This window comes from uncultured Sphingomonas sp. (assembly GCF_913776855.1).
GTDB lineage: Bacteria > Pseudomonadota > Alphaproteobacteria > Sphingomonadales > Sphingomonadaceae > Sphingomonas.
Genome location: NZ_CAJYQD010000046.1, coordinates 1 through 13885, shown reverse-complemented (window position 1 = coordinate 13885; position 13885 = coordinate 1). Strand labels below are relative to the sequence as shown.

Sequence of the window (13885 nt, the reverse complement as noted above, 5' to 3'; positions counted from 1 at the left end):
CAGGCCCCTTGAAAGTGATTACGGGGCAATAACGGTCGGGGCGGGGCGGCGTTCCGCCGAAGCCCCGCCCCCGGTCGGCTGGGCTATTTGCCGAACGCGTCGCTGATGCTGCACGCCGCCGGACCCAGGATGACGACAAACAGCGTCGGCAGGATGAACAGGATCAACGGCACGGTCATGATCGCGGGCAGGCGCGCGGCCTTTTCCTCGGCGCGCATCATGCGTTCGTTGCGGAATTCGGCGGACAGCACGCGCAGCGCCGAGGCAAGCGGCGTGCCGTATTTCTCGGTCTGGATCATCGTCGTCACCACGCCCCTTACCGCGTCGAGGTCGATGCGCATGGCGAGGTTCTCGAACGCCTGCCGCCGTTCGGTCAGGAAGCCCAGTTCGATCGCGGTCAGCGAGAATTCCTCGCCCAGTTCGGGATAGGCGCGGCCCAGCTCGCGCGCGACGCGGGAAAAGGCGGCGTCGACGGTCAGGCCCGCTTCGGCACAGATCACCAGCAGGTCGAGCGCATCGGGCAGGCCCTTGCGGATCGCATCCGTCCGCTTGGTGATCTTGTTCTTGAGGTACAGGTCGGGCGCTTTGTAGCTCAGGATAAAGGTACCGGCGACCAGGCCGTACGCCTTGAGCGGCGACCAGTCGGCAAAGGCGTCGGTGCCATAGACGGTGTAGAGCATCGGCAGGCCGAACACGATCGGCAGCACCAACCGCCCGAAGATGACCGCGACCGCCCAGTCCTTCGACCGGATGCCCGCCTGCATCAGTTTCTGCTGCGCGACCTTCAGCTGCGAATCCTGCAGCACCTTCATCGACGACAACAGGTCGCGAATTCGGTCGGTCGCGTCGTTCTTCTGCACCAGCTTCGCGCGACGCTTGCTGGTCGACGCGGTGATGCCGGCCTTCAGCTGTTCGCGGCGGTCGTTCAGCGCCTTGACTCGGCGGCTCATCGGATCGCGCGTGGTGGTGGCGACATAGATCGCCAGCATCACCGACAGGACGGCGATGGCCGACAGGATCGTCGCGACGTTGACGACGTCGAACCCGAGCAGCGTGGGGTGAGGGGCGGTTACCATGGCATCAGATCTCGAAACTGACCATCTTGGCCATGATGAAGGCACCGATGCCCATCCACAGCGCCCCGGCCAGCCCGGCGACCATCAGCCGCGGGTCGACGAAGAAATTCTGCATATAGGTATCGTTGATCATCCAGATCATGCCGAAGACGATGAAGGGCAGCGAGCCGACGATATAGGCCGATGCCTTGGATTCCGACGACATCGCCTTGATCTTCAGCTTCATCTGCGACCGTTTGCGCAGCACATCGGCCAGGTTGGCGAGCGTTTCGGCAAGGTTGCCGCCGGTTTCGCGCTGGATCGCGATGGTGATGATGAAGAACTGGAATTCCGGCGTGCCCAGCCGGTCGCCGGTTTCCTGTAGTGCCGCGTCGAGCGAGCGACCGATCTTCATCCGGTCGCTGACCAAGCGGAATTCCTCGCCGACCGGTCCATCGACTTCCTGTCCGACGACGGTCATCGTCTCGGTGATCGGCAGGCCGGATCGCAGGCCGCGCACCAGCAGTTCGATTGCGTCGGGGAATTTGGCGGTGAAGCGCGCGATGCGTTTCTTGATGACGAAGCCGACCGCGAAATGCGGCAGGCCCATGCCCGCGACCAGTCCCAGCAACAGCGCGAGGATCATCGGAAACCCGCGCAGCATCAGCAGCGCGGTGACCCCGACGATCAACCCCAGCGACACCTTGCCATATTGGGCCAGGGTCCAGCTGCGGCCGGTCTTTTGCAGGCGCAGCTTGAGCTGTTCGACATTGGGCAGGAACCGGGCGGCGGTGCGATCCCCCCTGGTCGATCCGCGGTTGCCGATGCGGCGCATCTGCGCCTCCATCGCCGTCGCGCTGGCGGCGGAGGCATGGCGTTCGCGGACCGCCAGCAGGCGACGGCTGCGCGCGCGGTCGCCCGATGGCCCCGACACGGCAAGGTACAGCAACACCAGCGTCATCGCCGCGCCGGCCGCCAGCAGCAGGATGGGGAGCATGTTCATCGCCGTACCGCCCGCACCTATTTCTTGGCCCGGCCGGGCAGGCGCGTCCGCAGGCTGGCGAGCTTGCCGATCAGCGAGGTGCCGTCCTTGCCCTTGCCCTTGTTTTTGCCTCCGGCGTCGCCATCCTCGTCGGCATCGTGCAGCCTGCACAGGTGCCGCGACAGGTCGACGAGCGGCGACAGGGCGCGATTGCCCTTGCCCGCCTCGGCCAGCGGCTTGCCGAGCTTTGCCGCCTGTGCCGCCAGCTTGCCGTCCCACGGGATCACGAAGTCGAGCTTGCGTTCGACCGATCCTTCGAAATCCTTGCGGCTGATTTCCTGGTTCGCGACCGGCTGCACCTTGTTGCCGACCAGCACGACCGTCACGTGGGAGGCGTTGGATCGGAACCACGACAGCAGGCGGATGGTATCGCGCGCGGCGGCCAGCGTCAGTTCGGTGACGATCACCGCGGTCTGCACTTCCTCCACCAGATGCGGATAATTGACCAGCATGGTGCGCGGCAGGTCGACGATGGTCGTTTCGAACGCGGCGCGCATCTCCTCCTGCAACTGGTAGAAGGCGGTACCGTCGGTCTGGACCGGGGCGTTGATCGGGGCCTCGGCCGACAATACCGACAGCCGTTCGCCTGCGCGTACCATCGCGCGTTCGATGAACAGTCCGTCGATCCGGCTGGGGTTTTCGATCGCGTCGGTCAGCCCGCGACCTGGTTCGAGGTCGAGACCGAGCGCCCCGGTACCGAAATGCACGTCGAGGTCGAGCAGCGCTGTGCTGCGCTTTTCCTGTTCGCCGCTCAGCCAGGCGAGCGACGTGGCGATGGTCGAGGCACCGGCACCGCCGCGCGTGCCGATGATCGCGACCGAACAATGCGGCCGCTCCGCGTTCGCCTCCGCTACCTTCGGTGCATAGAGCAGCGCATGGGCCTGCGCGATCGATTCCCGTACCATGTCGGGGTTGAGCGGCTTCAGCAGATAATCGTGGATGCCGCTGGCCAGCAGGTCGCGGTACAGGCGGACGTCGTTGACCTGTCCCATCGCGATCACGATCGTGCCCGGCTCGCATACCTCGGCCAGGCCGTTGATGTCGTTCAGCGGATCGCCCGATTCCGACAGGTCGACAAACAGCACGTGCGGGCTGGCCGCGACCGACAGCGTCTGCACCGCGTTGCGCAGGCCGCCCTTCATGATCTTTTCGACCGGCCAGCCATGATCGCTGGCGACGCCGCGCAGCGTTTCGGCCGAATTTTCGTCGCAGACGAACGCGACGAACGCATCGCGCTGGCCCGTCTTGGCGAGGTTGAAGGGGGCGTTCATTACTTGCTGCTCCCCCCGCTCGAGCCGCCGCCGACGCTCCCGGCGGAATTGGTCACCTGTCCGCCGTTGCCGCTGGGCGTGGCGCGTCGCAGCGCGCCGACCGCCTTGCTATTGACCATGGTGTCGGTGGTGTCGCCATTGCTGCGGCCCAGCACCATGTCGCCGGGGCGGGCGACCATCGCCGCCAGGTTCGAATTGATCGCGCAGCCGAAATCGGACGAGGTGTGCGCGCCGAAATTGGGCTGGTAGGTGCGCGAATTGTCGGGGCATCCCGGTACGCTGGCCACCATGCGCGACACGACCACGCGGACAGTGCCGGGGGCCAGCGCGCCCGGCGTCGGCGGCACGGCATCGGCGAGCAAGAGGCCGACGCGCGCGGCTTCGGCGGCGATGTCGCCGCGAACCGCCTCGTCGCCGGTACCGGCATCATCCACGCCGATCTCGTCGCCATAGCGCAGGTGCATCGCCTCCAGCCAGCCGGCCAGCCGGGCGCGTTCGCCCGGCGCCAGCCCGGCGGGACCGGCCGACAGGTCGAAGGAATAGGCGGAACGGCTGACCACCGGCTGATGGACCGATTCGACGCCGCGATTGGGGGTGCCGGTGCATCCGGCGACCGCGATCGTCGTGCCGAGCGCGAGGATACGGAAAAGGGTCATCGGGGCGAGCCTCACTGGATGCTGAAACCGGGGGCGACGGGCTGGGCGTTGCGGCCGCCCTTGCGCGGTGGTGGCGCGGCCGGCGCGGGATCGGCGGCCTGCGGTTCGACCGGGGCCGGTGCGGTCAGGCCGATCGTCGGCCGGGCCGGCAGCTGCGGCGCCATGGTCGGCACCGGCCGGGGATCGGGTTTCCGCTGACCTGATAGCTGACCCATCAGCACGCGTTCGACGTCGCCGGGGCTGGAATAGGCGTCGGTCGGCAGCGCGATGCGCGACTGGCTGTCGACCGGCTTCACCAGATACGGGGTGATGACGATGACCAGTTCGGTTTCGTTGCGGGTAAACGCGTTCGACCGGAACAGCGATCCCAGCACCGGCAGGTCGCCCAGGCCCGGTGCCTTGTCGATCGAATTGTCATGGCTGTTCGACAACAGCCCGCCGATCATCATGCTCTGCCCCGACCCCAGCTCGACCGTGGTTTCGGCGCGGCGGGTGGTGAGCGCGGGGATGGTGGTGCCGTCGATCTGCACCGCGCCCGCCGCCGACAGCTGCGACACTTCGGGACGTACGCGCAGGGAGATGCGGCCATCGGCCAGTACGGTCGGGGTATAGGCGAGGCTGACGCCGTACTGCTTGTACTGCACCGACACCGCGCCGAACCCCTGGCTGACGGGGATCGGGATTTCGCCACCGGCCAGGAACGATCCGGTTTCGCCCGACAGGGCGGTCAGGTTCGGATTGGCGAGCGTCGTCACCTGTCCGATGCGTTCGCCGAGATCCAGCGCGCCGAGCAATTCGAGGCCGAGCAGCTTGCCAGCAAGGTTCAGCGTGGTGCCGTTGGTGCCCTTGGTCGGGAAGTTGTAGAGCGTGCCGCCGGGGCGGCCGCCGTTCGCCAGAAACGCGGTATCGGTCGCCGCGCCGGGGATGGTCGTGATCGTGCCCTGTCGCCCCTGCGCCACGCCGAACAGGATGCCGCCCGACATGTCGCGCGACGTCATGTTGACGCCGATATTCTTGACGAAGTTGCGGCTGACCTCTGCGATGCGGACCTGCAGGTTGACCTGCAGCGGGGTGGCGAGCTTCAGACGGTTCACCACGCCGATCTTCAGCGTGGCATTGGGGTCGTTCATCGCGACACCGGGGTTGAGCAGCGCCGCGACCAGCCGTTCGGCCTGCGCGCTGTCGGCGGGCGACGCGATGGTGCCGTTGAGGACCGCGATCTGTCCGACCGTCGTCACGCGGATATCCGCCTCGGGCATCGCCGCCTTCAGCATCCGGTCGAGCGAGGTGAGGTTCTGCCCCACCCGGACATTGGCCGAATAGACGACGGCACCGCTGGCGTTGGTGGCGAAGATGGTCGCTTCGCCATCGGCCTTGCCGAACAGGTGGATCTGGCGCGGATTGCCGACATAGACGTCGGCGACGGTCGGGTTCGATACCCACACGTCGACGACGTTGGAGGGTAGCGTGACCAGTTCGCCCTGGCCGATCGACAGCATCACGTCGGTCGTCGGCCGCATCGTGCCGGTCCGCGTGCCGACCCGCGCGGCGCGGACGGCGGCGGTGCCGGGGGCGGCGATGGCGGTAGCGGGCAGCGCCGACCCGGCGACCAGTGCGGCCGATAGGGTCGCGGCCAGCGACCGGTGGATCAGGTTCTTGCCAGACATCACTTGCTTCCTCCGACCGGCACGGCGGTCACGTCATTGCCGCGGGTGATCCGCACGACCGGTCCGGTCGTTGCGGTGGGTGCGGTCGGCCCGGCGGGCGTCATCGTTCCGACCGGCGGCCCTGCGGTGGTGGTGCCGGCCATCATGCCGGCCTTGCCGGGGACCGAGCTGCGCTGGAACCGCGATACATCGGCACCGGTCGAAAAGGTCGAGCCGCCATCGATCGGGCGGCTGGCGATGCGCGCCAGCGCGGCCTTTTCCGCCTTCGGATCGCCGTTTGCCGGCAGCTGGACGTCGCCGCTGGCGATCGCTTCCTCCAGTTCCGTTCCATTGTCGGCGATCGAGCGCAGCGACAGCGACAGCGTACCGACGGTCTGCGCGACCGCGATCTTTTCCGCGATGCGCGGCGTCGCCTCTACGGTGACGGTCGAATAGGTCGAAACCAGCGTCTTGCCCTGATCGTCGGAATTCTTGTCGGTGCGCTGGTCGGTCGCCAGCACGCGAAGGTTGCGCAGGAACGTCTCCGCCGCCTTCAGCGGGGCGCCGTCGCCGCCGCCCGGCACGTTCTGCGTCAGGACCAGGTCGACGCGGTCGCCCGGAAACACGAAGCCCGCAACGGCGCTTTGCGTCGATACCGGCACGGTCACCGCCCGCATCCCCGGTCCCAGCGCGGCCGCCAGGAAGCCCCGGTCGCCGGGCTTCACCAGCGCGCCCTGGGTGATCGGCTGGCCCGCCGGAATGGCGAACCGCACGACGGTGCCGACCAGGTTGCGCGATTCAGGCGAGGATTCGAGGAAATAGGCGTTCTCGACCAGTTCCTTGGGCCAGGGCTGGAACCGCAGCGTGGTGGCGTCGATGATCGTGCCGACCGCCAGCGCCTTGGTCGCGACCAGCACGCGCGGGCCGTCGATCGGGGCCGCGACAGGGGCGGCGGTCGCCATCGGGGCCGATGCGCCGGCCATCAGATTGCGGGCCATGAACGCGGTCAGGCCGGCTACGAACAGCGCCCCGATCAGCAGGAACAGTTTGCGAGAGTCCATGACGTCGATGGCCTTTCCATTCGTCTGGCCGGTTGATTCGCCGTTAAGCATCACCGAAATGGGTTAAGAACGGGTTCGCGATCGCAAGCATCCCGGCGATGGCGATGGCGATTCCGTACGGAATCTCCGCCACCTGTGCCGCGCGCCGCCGCCAGCGGTCGGCAAGGAACAACAGGGTGAGGGCGCCGCCCAGCAGCGACATCACCATCAGCATCGACAGCACGGCGCCGGGCGGCAGCCACAGCGCGAGCGCGGCGATCATCTTCACATCGCCGCCGCCCATCTGTCCGGCGACAAACGCGGCGAAGAACAGCGCGAAGACGATCAGGGCCACGCCGAGCTGCCACGCCATGTCGATGCCCGACAGGCCGTTGGCCCACCACCATGGCAGCGCCAGCAGCGCGATGGCCGCGTTTTTCCAGTTGGCGATTTCGCGGGTACGTGCATCCTCGATACCGGCCATGACCAGCAGCAGCAGCAGCGCGAGCGCCAGCCAAGGAACGACGATACCCCCCATGGCGTTAACCTCTAGACGTAAGGGGTTTCGAAACCGTAACCGGACGCATGGCCGCCCACGCCCTCTATCGCCGCGCGATTCCCGCCGCCGCCGCCATCACCCGGTGGCAGGCACCCGACGGCTGGTCGCATCGCCGGTTCGACTGGGCGGCGCCCGCCAATGTCCGCCCGCGCGGCAGCCTGTTGTTCCAGACCGGGCGCGGCGACATGTTCGAGAAATATCTGGAGGTCTTTGCCCATTGGCACGTGCGCGGGTGGAAAATCACCGCATTCGACTGGCGTGGGCAGGGCGGGTCGGGGCGCTGCACCCCGGCAGGCGACTGCGGCGACATCGACCGGTTCGAAACATATCTGGGCGACCTTGCCGCCTTCTGGAACCAGTGGACCGCCGAGGGGCCGCGCGTGCTGATCGGTCATTCGATGGGAGGGCATCTGGCGCTGCGTGGCGTGGTCGAGCGGCGGGTCGATCCGGCGGCGTGCGTGCTGGTCGCGCCGATGCTGGGGCTGCGATCGCCGATCGGACCGCGCTTCGGCGAACGCATGGCGCGGGTGCTGAGCGCGATGGGCAGCCCGCTCAGGCCGGCGTGGAAAGGCAATGAGCGGCCGCACACGGTGCGCCCGCGGGAGGGGATGCTGACCCACGATCCGGCACGCTATTCGGACGAGCTGTGGTGGCAGGGGACCGACGCGGCGCTGCGCACCGGGCCGCCCAGCTGGCGCTGGGTGATTGATGCGTTCCGCTCGACCCGCGAATTGCGCGCCGATCCCGCGCTCGCCACGGTGACGGTGCCGATCCAGATGCTGGTGGCGGATACCGATGCGCTGGTCGATCCGCGCGCCGCTGTCAAGGTTGCCGGACGGCTCCCCGATGTCGAGCTGCTCCGCTTCGGGGCGGAATCGGCGCATGAAATATTGCGCGAGGCCGATCCGGTCCGGTCGCGGGCTATCGCGGCGATCGACGCGTTCCTCGACGCCCGCGCGCCGGCACCGCACCGGGCGCACGCATGACGCGCAGGCGGGTGGCGATTGTCGGCGCGGGGATGGCGGGCGCGAGCCTTGCCGCCGAACTCGCCGCGACCGACGACGTGATCCTGCTGGAGGCCGAAGCACAGCCGGGGTTCCATGCGACCGGGCGGTCGGCCGCCTTCTGGTCCGAAACCTATGGCGGGCCGCTGGTCCAGCCGTTGACTACCGCGTCCGGCCCGTTCCTGCACGCGCCGCCGGCCGACTTCGCAGCCCAGGGATTCCTGCGCACGCGCGGAGAATTGCTGCTGGCGCGCGATCGCACCGTTCTGGAGGCGATGGCGGCCGACTTTGCGGCGACCGGCGTGCCGATCGCCTGGCGCGACCCGCACGGCGTGGTGGATGGCCTGCGCGGGCGGTGGCACGCCTTATGGTCGCCGGGCTGTGCCGATATCGATGTCGGCGCGCTCCACGCCGCCTATCTCGCCAAAGCGCGGCGGGGCGGGGCGACGTTGCGGTGCGATGCGCGGCTGACCGATGCGCGGCGGAGCGATGGGCGGTGGCGCCTGACCACGGCCGCCGGCGACACCATCGTCGCCGATGTCGTCGTGAACGCGGCCGGGGCGTGGGCCGATGACGTTGCGGCCCTGCTGGGCGCCGCGCCGCAGGGCATCCGCCCCTATCGGCGGACCGTGTTGCAGGTCCGGGTCGACCCGCCGGCGCCCGCCGACCTGCCGCTGGTGCTGGATGCGGCGGGCGGGTTCTACTTCAAGCCCGAACCGGGCGGGCGGCTGTGGCTCAGTCCCCATGATGAGACACCCGACCGCGCGCACGATGTCGCGCCGGAAGAGATCGACGTCGCGCTGGCCATCGACCGGTTCGAATCGGCGGTCGACTGGCGGGTCGAGGCGGTCGAGCGGCGCTGGGCAGGCCTGCGCAGCTTCGCGCCCGATCGGCTGCCGGTCTATGGCTTCGACGCCGCTGTGCCCGGCGTCTTCTGGTGCGCGGGGCAGGGGGGCTTCGGCATCCAGACCGCGCCCGCCGCCGCGCGGCTATGCGCCGCGCTGCTGGGCGTCGGCGACGTGCCGCCGGGGGTCGACGCCGCCGTCTATTCGCCGCATAGATTGTCGGAGTAATGCACGACACCCATTTACGTTAGCGCTATCAGTTCCTATCTGGGCGCCAACACTTTGCGCAAAGAGGATGCACATGACGATCACCGGCGAACTGTTCCTGGGTTCGAAGCGCGTCGCCCGCGACGACATGTTCCAGGCTTATGATCCCGCGACCGGCGCGCTGTTCGGCGAAGGTTTTTCAAAGGGCACGAAGGAAGATGCCGAGGAAGCGTGCGCCCGCGCCGCCGCCGCCTTCCCCATCTACGCCGCCTTGCCGCTGGAGCAGCGCGCCGGCTTCCTCGACGCGATCGCGGACGAGATCGAGGCGCTGGGCGACGCGCTGATCGAACGCGGCAGCCGTGAAACCGGTCTGCCGACCGCCCGCCTGACCGGCGAGCGCGGCCGCACCTGTGGCCAGCTGCGCCTGTTCGCCAAGGAAGTGCGCGATGGCGCGTGGCAGCAGCTGCGCATCGACCATGCCGATCCGGCCCGCGCACCGGTGCCCAAGCCCGACCTGCGGCTGCGCACGATCCCGGTCGGCCCGGTGGTGGTGTTCGGCGCATCGAACTTCCCGCTCGCCTTCTCGACCGCCGGTGGCGACACCGCGTCGGCGCTGGCGGCGGGCTGCACCGTGATTGTGAAGGCGCATCAGGCGCATCCGGGCACCGCCGAACTGGTCGCATCGGCAATTATCAAGGCGGCGGAAAAGACCGGGATGCCGGACGGCGTATTCTCGATGGTATCGGGGTCGGGCCAGGTGATCGGCACCGCGCTGGTCGCCGATCCGCGCATCCAGGCGGTGGGCTTCACCGGGTCGCGCGCCGGCGGCACCGCGTTGATGAAGGTCGCACAGGACCGGCCGCAGCCAATCCCGGTCTATGCCGAAATGTCGTCGATCAACCCGGTCGTGCTGATGCCCGAAGCGCTGAAGAACCGTGGCGAGGCGCTGGCCAAGGCCTATGTCGGGTCGCTCAGCATGGGCGCGGGCCAGTTCTGCACCAATCCGGGCCTCGTCCTCGGCATTGCCGGGCCGGAACTTGATGCGTTCCTCGACACCGCGGGCGAAGCACTGCTCGGTACCCCGGCACAGGTCATGCTGACCGACGGCATCCACAAGGCGTTCGAGGAAGGCCGCGCCAAGCTCGCCGCCAGCCCCGCCGTCACGCTGGTCGGCGAAGGCGCCGAACCCGAAGGTCCGACGCGCGGTCGTGCGGCGATCTTCGCCGTGTCGGGCAAGGACTTCATCGCCGATCCGGCGCACGCGCACGAAGTGTTCGGCATGTCGTCGGTGGTGGTGAAGTGCGCCGACGCCGACGAACTGGTCGAGGTGTTGAGCAAGCTCGAAGGACAGCTGACCGCGACGCTGCAGATCGACGAGGGCGATTATGCCGATGCGCGCAAGCTGATTCCGGTGCTGGAACGCACCGTCGGCCGCATCCTGTGCAACGGCTGGCCGACCGGTGTCGAGGTCGGCCACGCGATGGTCCATGGCGGTCCGTTCCCGGCGACGTCGGACGGGCGCACGACCTCGGTCGGCACCCTCGCCATCGACCGCTTCCTGCGGCCGGTATCGTATCAGGACTTCCCCGAAGCGCTGCTGCCCGAGGCGTTGCGCGAAGGGAACCAGCAGGGGGCGCTGGCGCGGATCGACGGGGCGTGGACGCTTGGCTGATCGGTGCGTGATGCGCGGCCGGCCCGAGGGAGCGGGCCGGCGCCGCGATCGCGGACATAAGCGGGCGGCGGGTCGTTGATCCGCCGCCCGCTTTTCGTTTTGGATGCTGTGATGGACGACGACACGATCATCGATACCCCCGAAGGCCCGAAGCGCTGGGGGGACTGGAAGAAGAAGAACCCGGTGCAGGTGCCCTCGCGCCGGACCAAAGGGAAGGATCTGCCGAACAAGGTGAAGATCCGTACGGATGAGTGATCTGAGCCACTCCCGTTCGTCCTGAGTAGCCGCCGAGCCTGTCGAAGCGGCGTATCGACGGACGGGTTGTAGCAGGTGCTTCGATACGGGCCTTCGACTTCGCTCCAGTCGCTACTCGGCTCGGACGGGGGGGGCTTTCCCCTATCCTCACCCACCCCGTTTGGTTCGAGCAGCTTCGAGCCTGTCGAGAAGCGCCCGTCGAGAACGGGTTGTTTGGGGCAGCCGGGTTCTCGACAGGCTCGAACTGAACGGAGGGGAGGGCGGTTTGTCCGCCGCAGATGCTGCCCTTGCGGAACCCCGCTCTCGAGAAGCTCGAACCAAACGGGTGGGGATATGAGTTGAGGTAATCCTTACCGCCGCCCGGCCAGCCAGATCACATGCCGTGCGCCCTTGGTCCCTCTTGCCCGCACGACCTGTTCATCCACCAGATAGCCGCAATCCCTCAGCCGCCTGGTGAAGACCGCGTCGGCATAGGCAGACCAGATCGCCAGCACCCCGCCGGACCGCATCGCGCGCTGCGTCACCTGAAGCCCACGCGACGAATACAGCTTGTCGTTGCCGGCATGGGTCAGCCCGTCCGGCCCGTTGTCGACGTCGAGCAGGATCGCGTCCCAACCGCCCTGCTCGATCGCCCACGCCACGTCGCCGACCGCGATCCGCACGCGCGGATCGTCGAGGCAGCCATCGAAGATATGCGCGAGCGGCCCACGCGCCCATTCGACGATTTTGGGCACGAGTTCGGCGACCACCACCTCGGCATCAGCGGGCAGGATTTTCAGCGCTCGGCGGAGCGTAAATCCCATGCCAAGGCCGCCGATCAGAACCCGCGCACCCTTCCGCCCGGTCAGATGCGCACAGCCGAGATCGGCCAGCGCCTCTTCGGACGCCGACATGCGGCTGCTCATCAATTCGTTGCGGTCGAGGACGATCATGAAATCGTCGCCCCGCTGGACGAGGCGCAGCTCGACGTCATCGCCGGGAACCTTGGCGGTATCGATCAGGAGGCGTGGGATCATTGCTGTATCGCTGCATCGCTGGCGAGCTTGTCGGCCCGCTCGTTATCGGGATGGCCGGCATGGCCTTTCACCCAGATCCATTCGATGCGGTGCGGCTTGGCGGCGGCGAGCAGGTCCTGCCACAATTCGGCATTCTTGACCGGCTGGCGCGCGGCGGTCTTCCACCCGTTCTTCTGCCAGCCCTTGATCCACTTGGTCAGGCCATCCATCACATAACGGCTGTCGGTCGACAGGATCACGCGGCACGGGCGCTTCAGCGCGCGCAACCCTTCGATCGCGGCCATCAATTCCATGCGGTTGTTGGTCGTCTCACGCTCGCCACCCGACAATTCGCGCTCGCGGCCATCGGCGGCGCGCAGCACCGCGCCCCAGCCGCCGCGACCCGGATTGCCTTTGCACGCGCCATCGGTCGCGATCTCCACGCGGGGAAGTTCGGCGGTGTCGGTCATGCGAAGGCGGTCGGGTTGGCGGAATACCAGTCGAGCCGGCACAGATAGGCGAGCGGGTCCTTGCGCGTCACCAGCGCGTCGGCCGGCGTGTTGATCCAGTCCCATGCGCGGGTGAGCAGGAAACGGATGCACGCGCCCTTCGCCAGCAGCGGCAGCGCGGCGACCTCAGCCGCGCTGAGTGACGCCTCGGTCCGGTATCCGGCCAGCAGCGCCTGCCCGATCGCGGGGTCGAGGGGCGCGCCCTTCGCATCGAAGCTCCACGCCGAATGGGTGATCGCGACGTCATAGGCGATGATGTCGGTACAGGCGAAATAGAAGTCGATCAGGCCCGTGACGCGCTCGCCCAGCATCAGCACATTGTCGGGGAACAGGTCGGCATGGATCGCGCCGGTCGGTAGATCGGCGGGCCATGCCGCAACCACCGTGTTCAGCGCATCGCCGACCCGCGCGCGCAATCCTGGCTCGATCGAATCCAGTTGTTCGGCGCAGTCGGCGTACAGCTTCGGCCAGGCCGCCACACCCATCGAATTGGTACGGATCGGTGCGAAATCGCGTAAACCACGGTGCAGCGCACCCAGCGCGGCGCCCGCCGCACGCGCCTGTTCGACCGTGGGATGGCTGACCGAAACGCCGGACAGGAATTCGATCAGACAGGCGGGGCGCCCTTCCAGCGTCTGGATCACCTGTCCCGCGCGATCGGGCAGCGCCCGCGGGACCGGGTTGCCGGCGTCCGCCAGTGCATCGGTCATCGCGAAGAAGAAGGGCAGGTCGGCCAGATCGACCCGCTTCTCATACAGCGTCAGGATAAAGCGGCCGGTCGTGGTATCGACCAGATAGTTGCTGTTCTCGACCCCCTCGGCAATCCCCTTTGCCGATACCAGTTCGCCATGGTCGTAAGCAGACAGGAAGCGCGCAAGCGCCTCCGCCGACACCTGCGTATAGACGGCCATTACGCGGCTTCGAGGCCGCGCGGCAGCTTGAACGCGATCGTCTCGCGCGTCATCTCGACTTCGCGCTCGGTCACGTCGAACCGGGTGGCGATGCGATCGACCAACTCGCGCACCAGCACTTCGGGTGCCGACGCGCCGGCGGTGATGCCGAGCGTGCCGACCCCTTCCAGCCAGGCGAAGTCGAGTTCGGCGGCCCGCTGGATCAGCTTGGCCGACGT

The 13885-nt window shown here is 67.9% G+C and carries 14 protein-coding genes and 1 pseudogene; 4 read left to right on the top strand and 11 right to left on the bottom strand.

All coding sequences use genetic code 11. From position 1 onward, the window contains the following. Positions 1–83 precede the first annotated feature (83 nt). Genes QZ755_RS14275 through QZ755_RS14245 form a run of 7 tightly spaced genes read right to left on the bottom strand, consistent with a single transcriptional unit; the run spans position 84 to position 7248 of the window. Positions 84–1076 (bottom strand): type II secretion system F family protein, encoded by a 993-nt coding sequence (locus QZ755_RS14275; RefSeq protein WP_294324108.1) that lies wholly within the window; start codon positions 1074–1076, stop codon positions 84–86. Positions 1077–1080: 4 nt separating this feature from the next. Then, positions 1081–2058 carry a type II secretion system F family protein gene (locus tag QZ755_RS14270; protein ID WP_294324106.1) on the bottom strand — a complete coding sequence of 326 codons (978 nt, stop codon included), beginning with the start codon at positions 2056–2058 and terminating at the stop codon, positions 1081–1083. A 17-nt stretch (positions 2059–2075) separates the two neighbouring features. Beyond that, positions 2076–3368 carry a pilus assembly protein CpaE gene (locus QZ755_RS14265; RefSeq protein WP_294324104.1) on the bottom strand — a complete coding sequence of 431 codons (1293 nt, stop codon included), beginning with the start codon at positions 3366–3368 and terminating at the stop codon, positions 2076–2078. After that, complete coding sequence (locus QZ755_RS14260; protein ID WP_294324102.1) at positions 3368–4024, bottom strand: CpaD family pilus assembly lipoprotein; 657 nt, start codon at positions 4022–4024, stop codon at positions 3368–3370. The genes QZ755_RS14265 and QZ755_RS14260 overlap by 1 nt, the downstream gene beginning before the upstream one ends. A gap of 11 nt (positions 4025–4035) precedes the next feature. Further along, entirely contained in the window at positions 4036–5691 is a 1656-nt protein-coding gene (locus QZ755_RS14255) for a type II and III secretion system protein family protein (protein WP_294324099.1), read from the bottom strand. Continuing rightward, a complete protein-coding gene (gene cpaB / locus QZ755_RS14250; protein WP_294324097.1) occupies positions 5691–6731 on the bottom strand; it encodes a Flp pilus assembly protein CpaB in 1041 nt (346 codons plus the stop codon). Before cpaB ends, QZ755_RS14255 begins: the two co-directional genes overlap by 1 nt. Before the next feature lie 43 nt (positions 6732–6774). Continuing rightward, the gene (locus QZ755_RS14245; protein ID WP_294324096.1) at positions 6775–7248 is read right to left on the bottom strand and encodes a prepilin peptidase; all 474 of its coding nucleotides are present in this window, start codon (positions 7246–7248) and stop codon (positions 6775–6777) included. A 47-nt stretch (positions 7249–7295) separates the two neighbouring features. Between QZ755_RS14245 and QZ755_RS14240 the strand changes: the two genes are divergently transcribed. The 4 genes from QZ755_RS14240 to QZ755_RS14225 all read left to right on the top strand — a co-directional run bounded on the left by QZ755_RS14240 (position 7296) and on the right by QZ755_RS14225 (position 11252). Then, positions 7296–8255 carry an alpha/beta hydrolase gene (locus tag QZ755_RS14240; RefSeq protein ID WP_294324094.1) on the top strand — a complete coding sequence of 320 codons (960 nt, stop codon included), beginning with the start codon at positions 7296–7298 and terminating at the stop codon, positions 8253–8255. After that, positions 8252–9346: an FAD-dependent oxidoreductase gene (locus QZ755_RS14235; RefSeq protein WP_294324092.1), complete on the top strand. Its 1095-nt coding sequence runs from the start codon at positions 8252–8254 to the stop codon at positions 9344–9346. The genes QZ755_RS14240 and QZ755_RS14235 overlap by 4 nt, the downstream gene beginning before the upstream one ends. Positions 9347–9419: 73 nt before the next feature. Next, positions 9420–10997, top strand: a complete 1578-nt coding sequence (locus tag QZ755_RS14230) for an aldehyde dehydrogenase (NADP(+)) (RefSeq protein WP_294324091.1) — start codon at positions 9420–9422, stop codon at positions 10995–10997. Positions 10998–11108: 111 nt separating this feature from the next. Then, positions 11109–11252, top strand: coding sequence for a hypothetical protein (locus QZ755_RS14225; RefSeq protein WP_162235335.1), 144 nt, complete (start codon positions 11109–11111; stop codon positions 11250–11252). A 350-nt stretch (positions 11253–11602) separates the two neighbouring features. Here the strand turns inward: QZ755_RS14225 and QZ755_RS14220 are convergent, their stop codons facing one another. The 4 genes and pseudogenes from QZ755_RS14220 to ispH form a co-directional block, all read right to left on the bottom strand. Then, complete coding sequence (locus tag QZ755_RS14220) at positions 11603–12268, bottom strand: hypothetical protein (RefSeq protein WP_294324088.1); 666 nt, start codon at positions 12266–12268, stop codon at positions 11603–11605. Next, positions 12265–12717: a ribonuclease HI gene (gene rnhA, locus QZ755_RS14215; protein ID WP_294324086.1), complete on the bottom strand. Its 453-nt coding sequence runs from the start codon at positions 12715–12717 to the stop codon at positions 12265–12267. The genes QZ755_RS14220 and rnhA overlap by 4 nt, the downstream gene beginning before the upstream one ends. Continuing rightward, positions 12714–13667: a homoserine kinase gene (gene thrB / locus QZ755_RS14210; RefSeq protein ID WP_294324085.1), complete on the bottom strand. Its 954-nt coding sequence runs from the start codon at positions 13665–13667 to the stop codon at positions 12714–12716. Before thrB ends, rnhA begins: the two co-directional genes overlap by 4 nt. Further along, positions 13667–13885 (bottom strand): annotated as a pseudogene (gene ispH, locus QZ755_RS14205) (4-hydroxy-3-methylbut-2-enyl diphosphate reductase); the annotation flags it as partial. The pseudogene ispH and the gene thrB, both read right to left, overlap by 1 nt.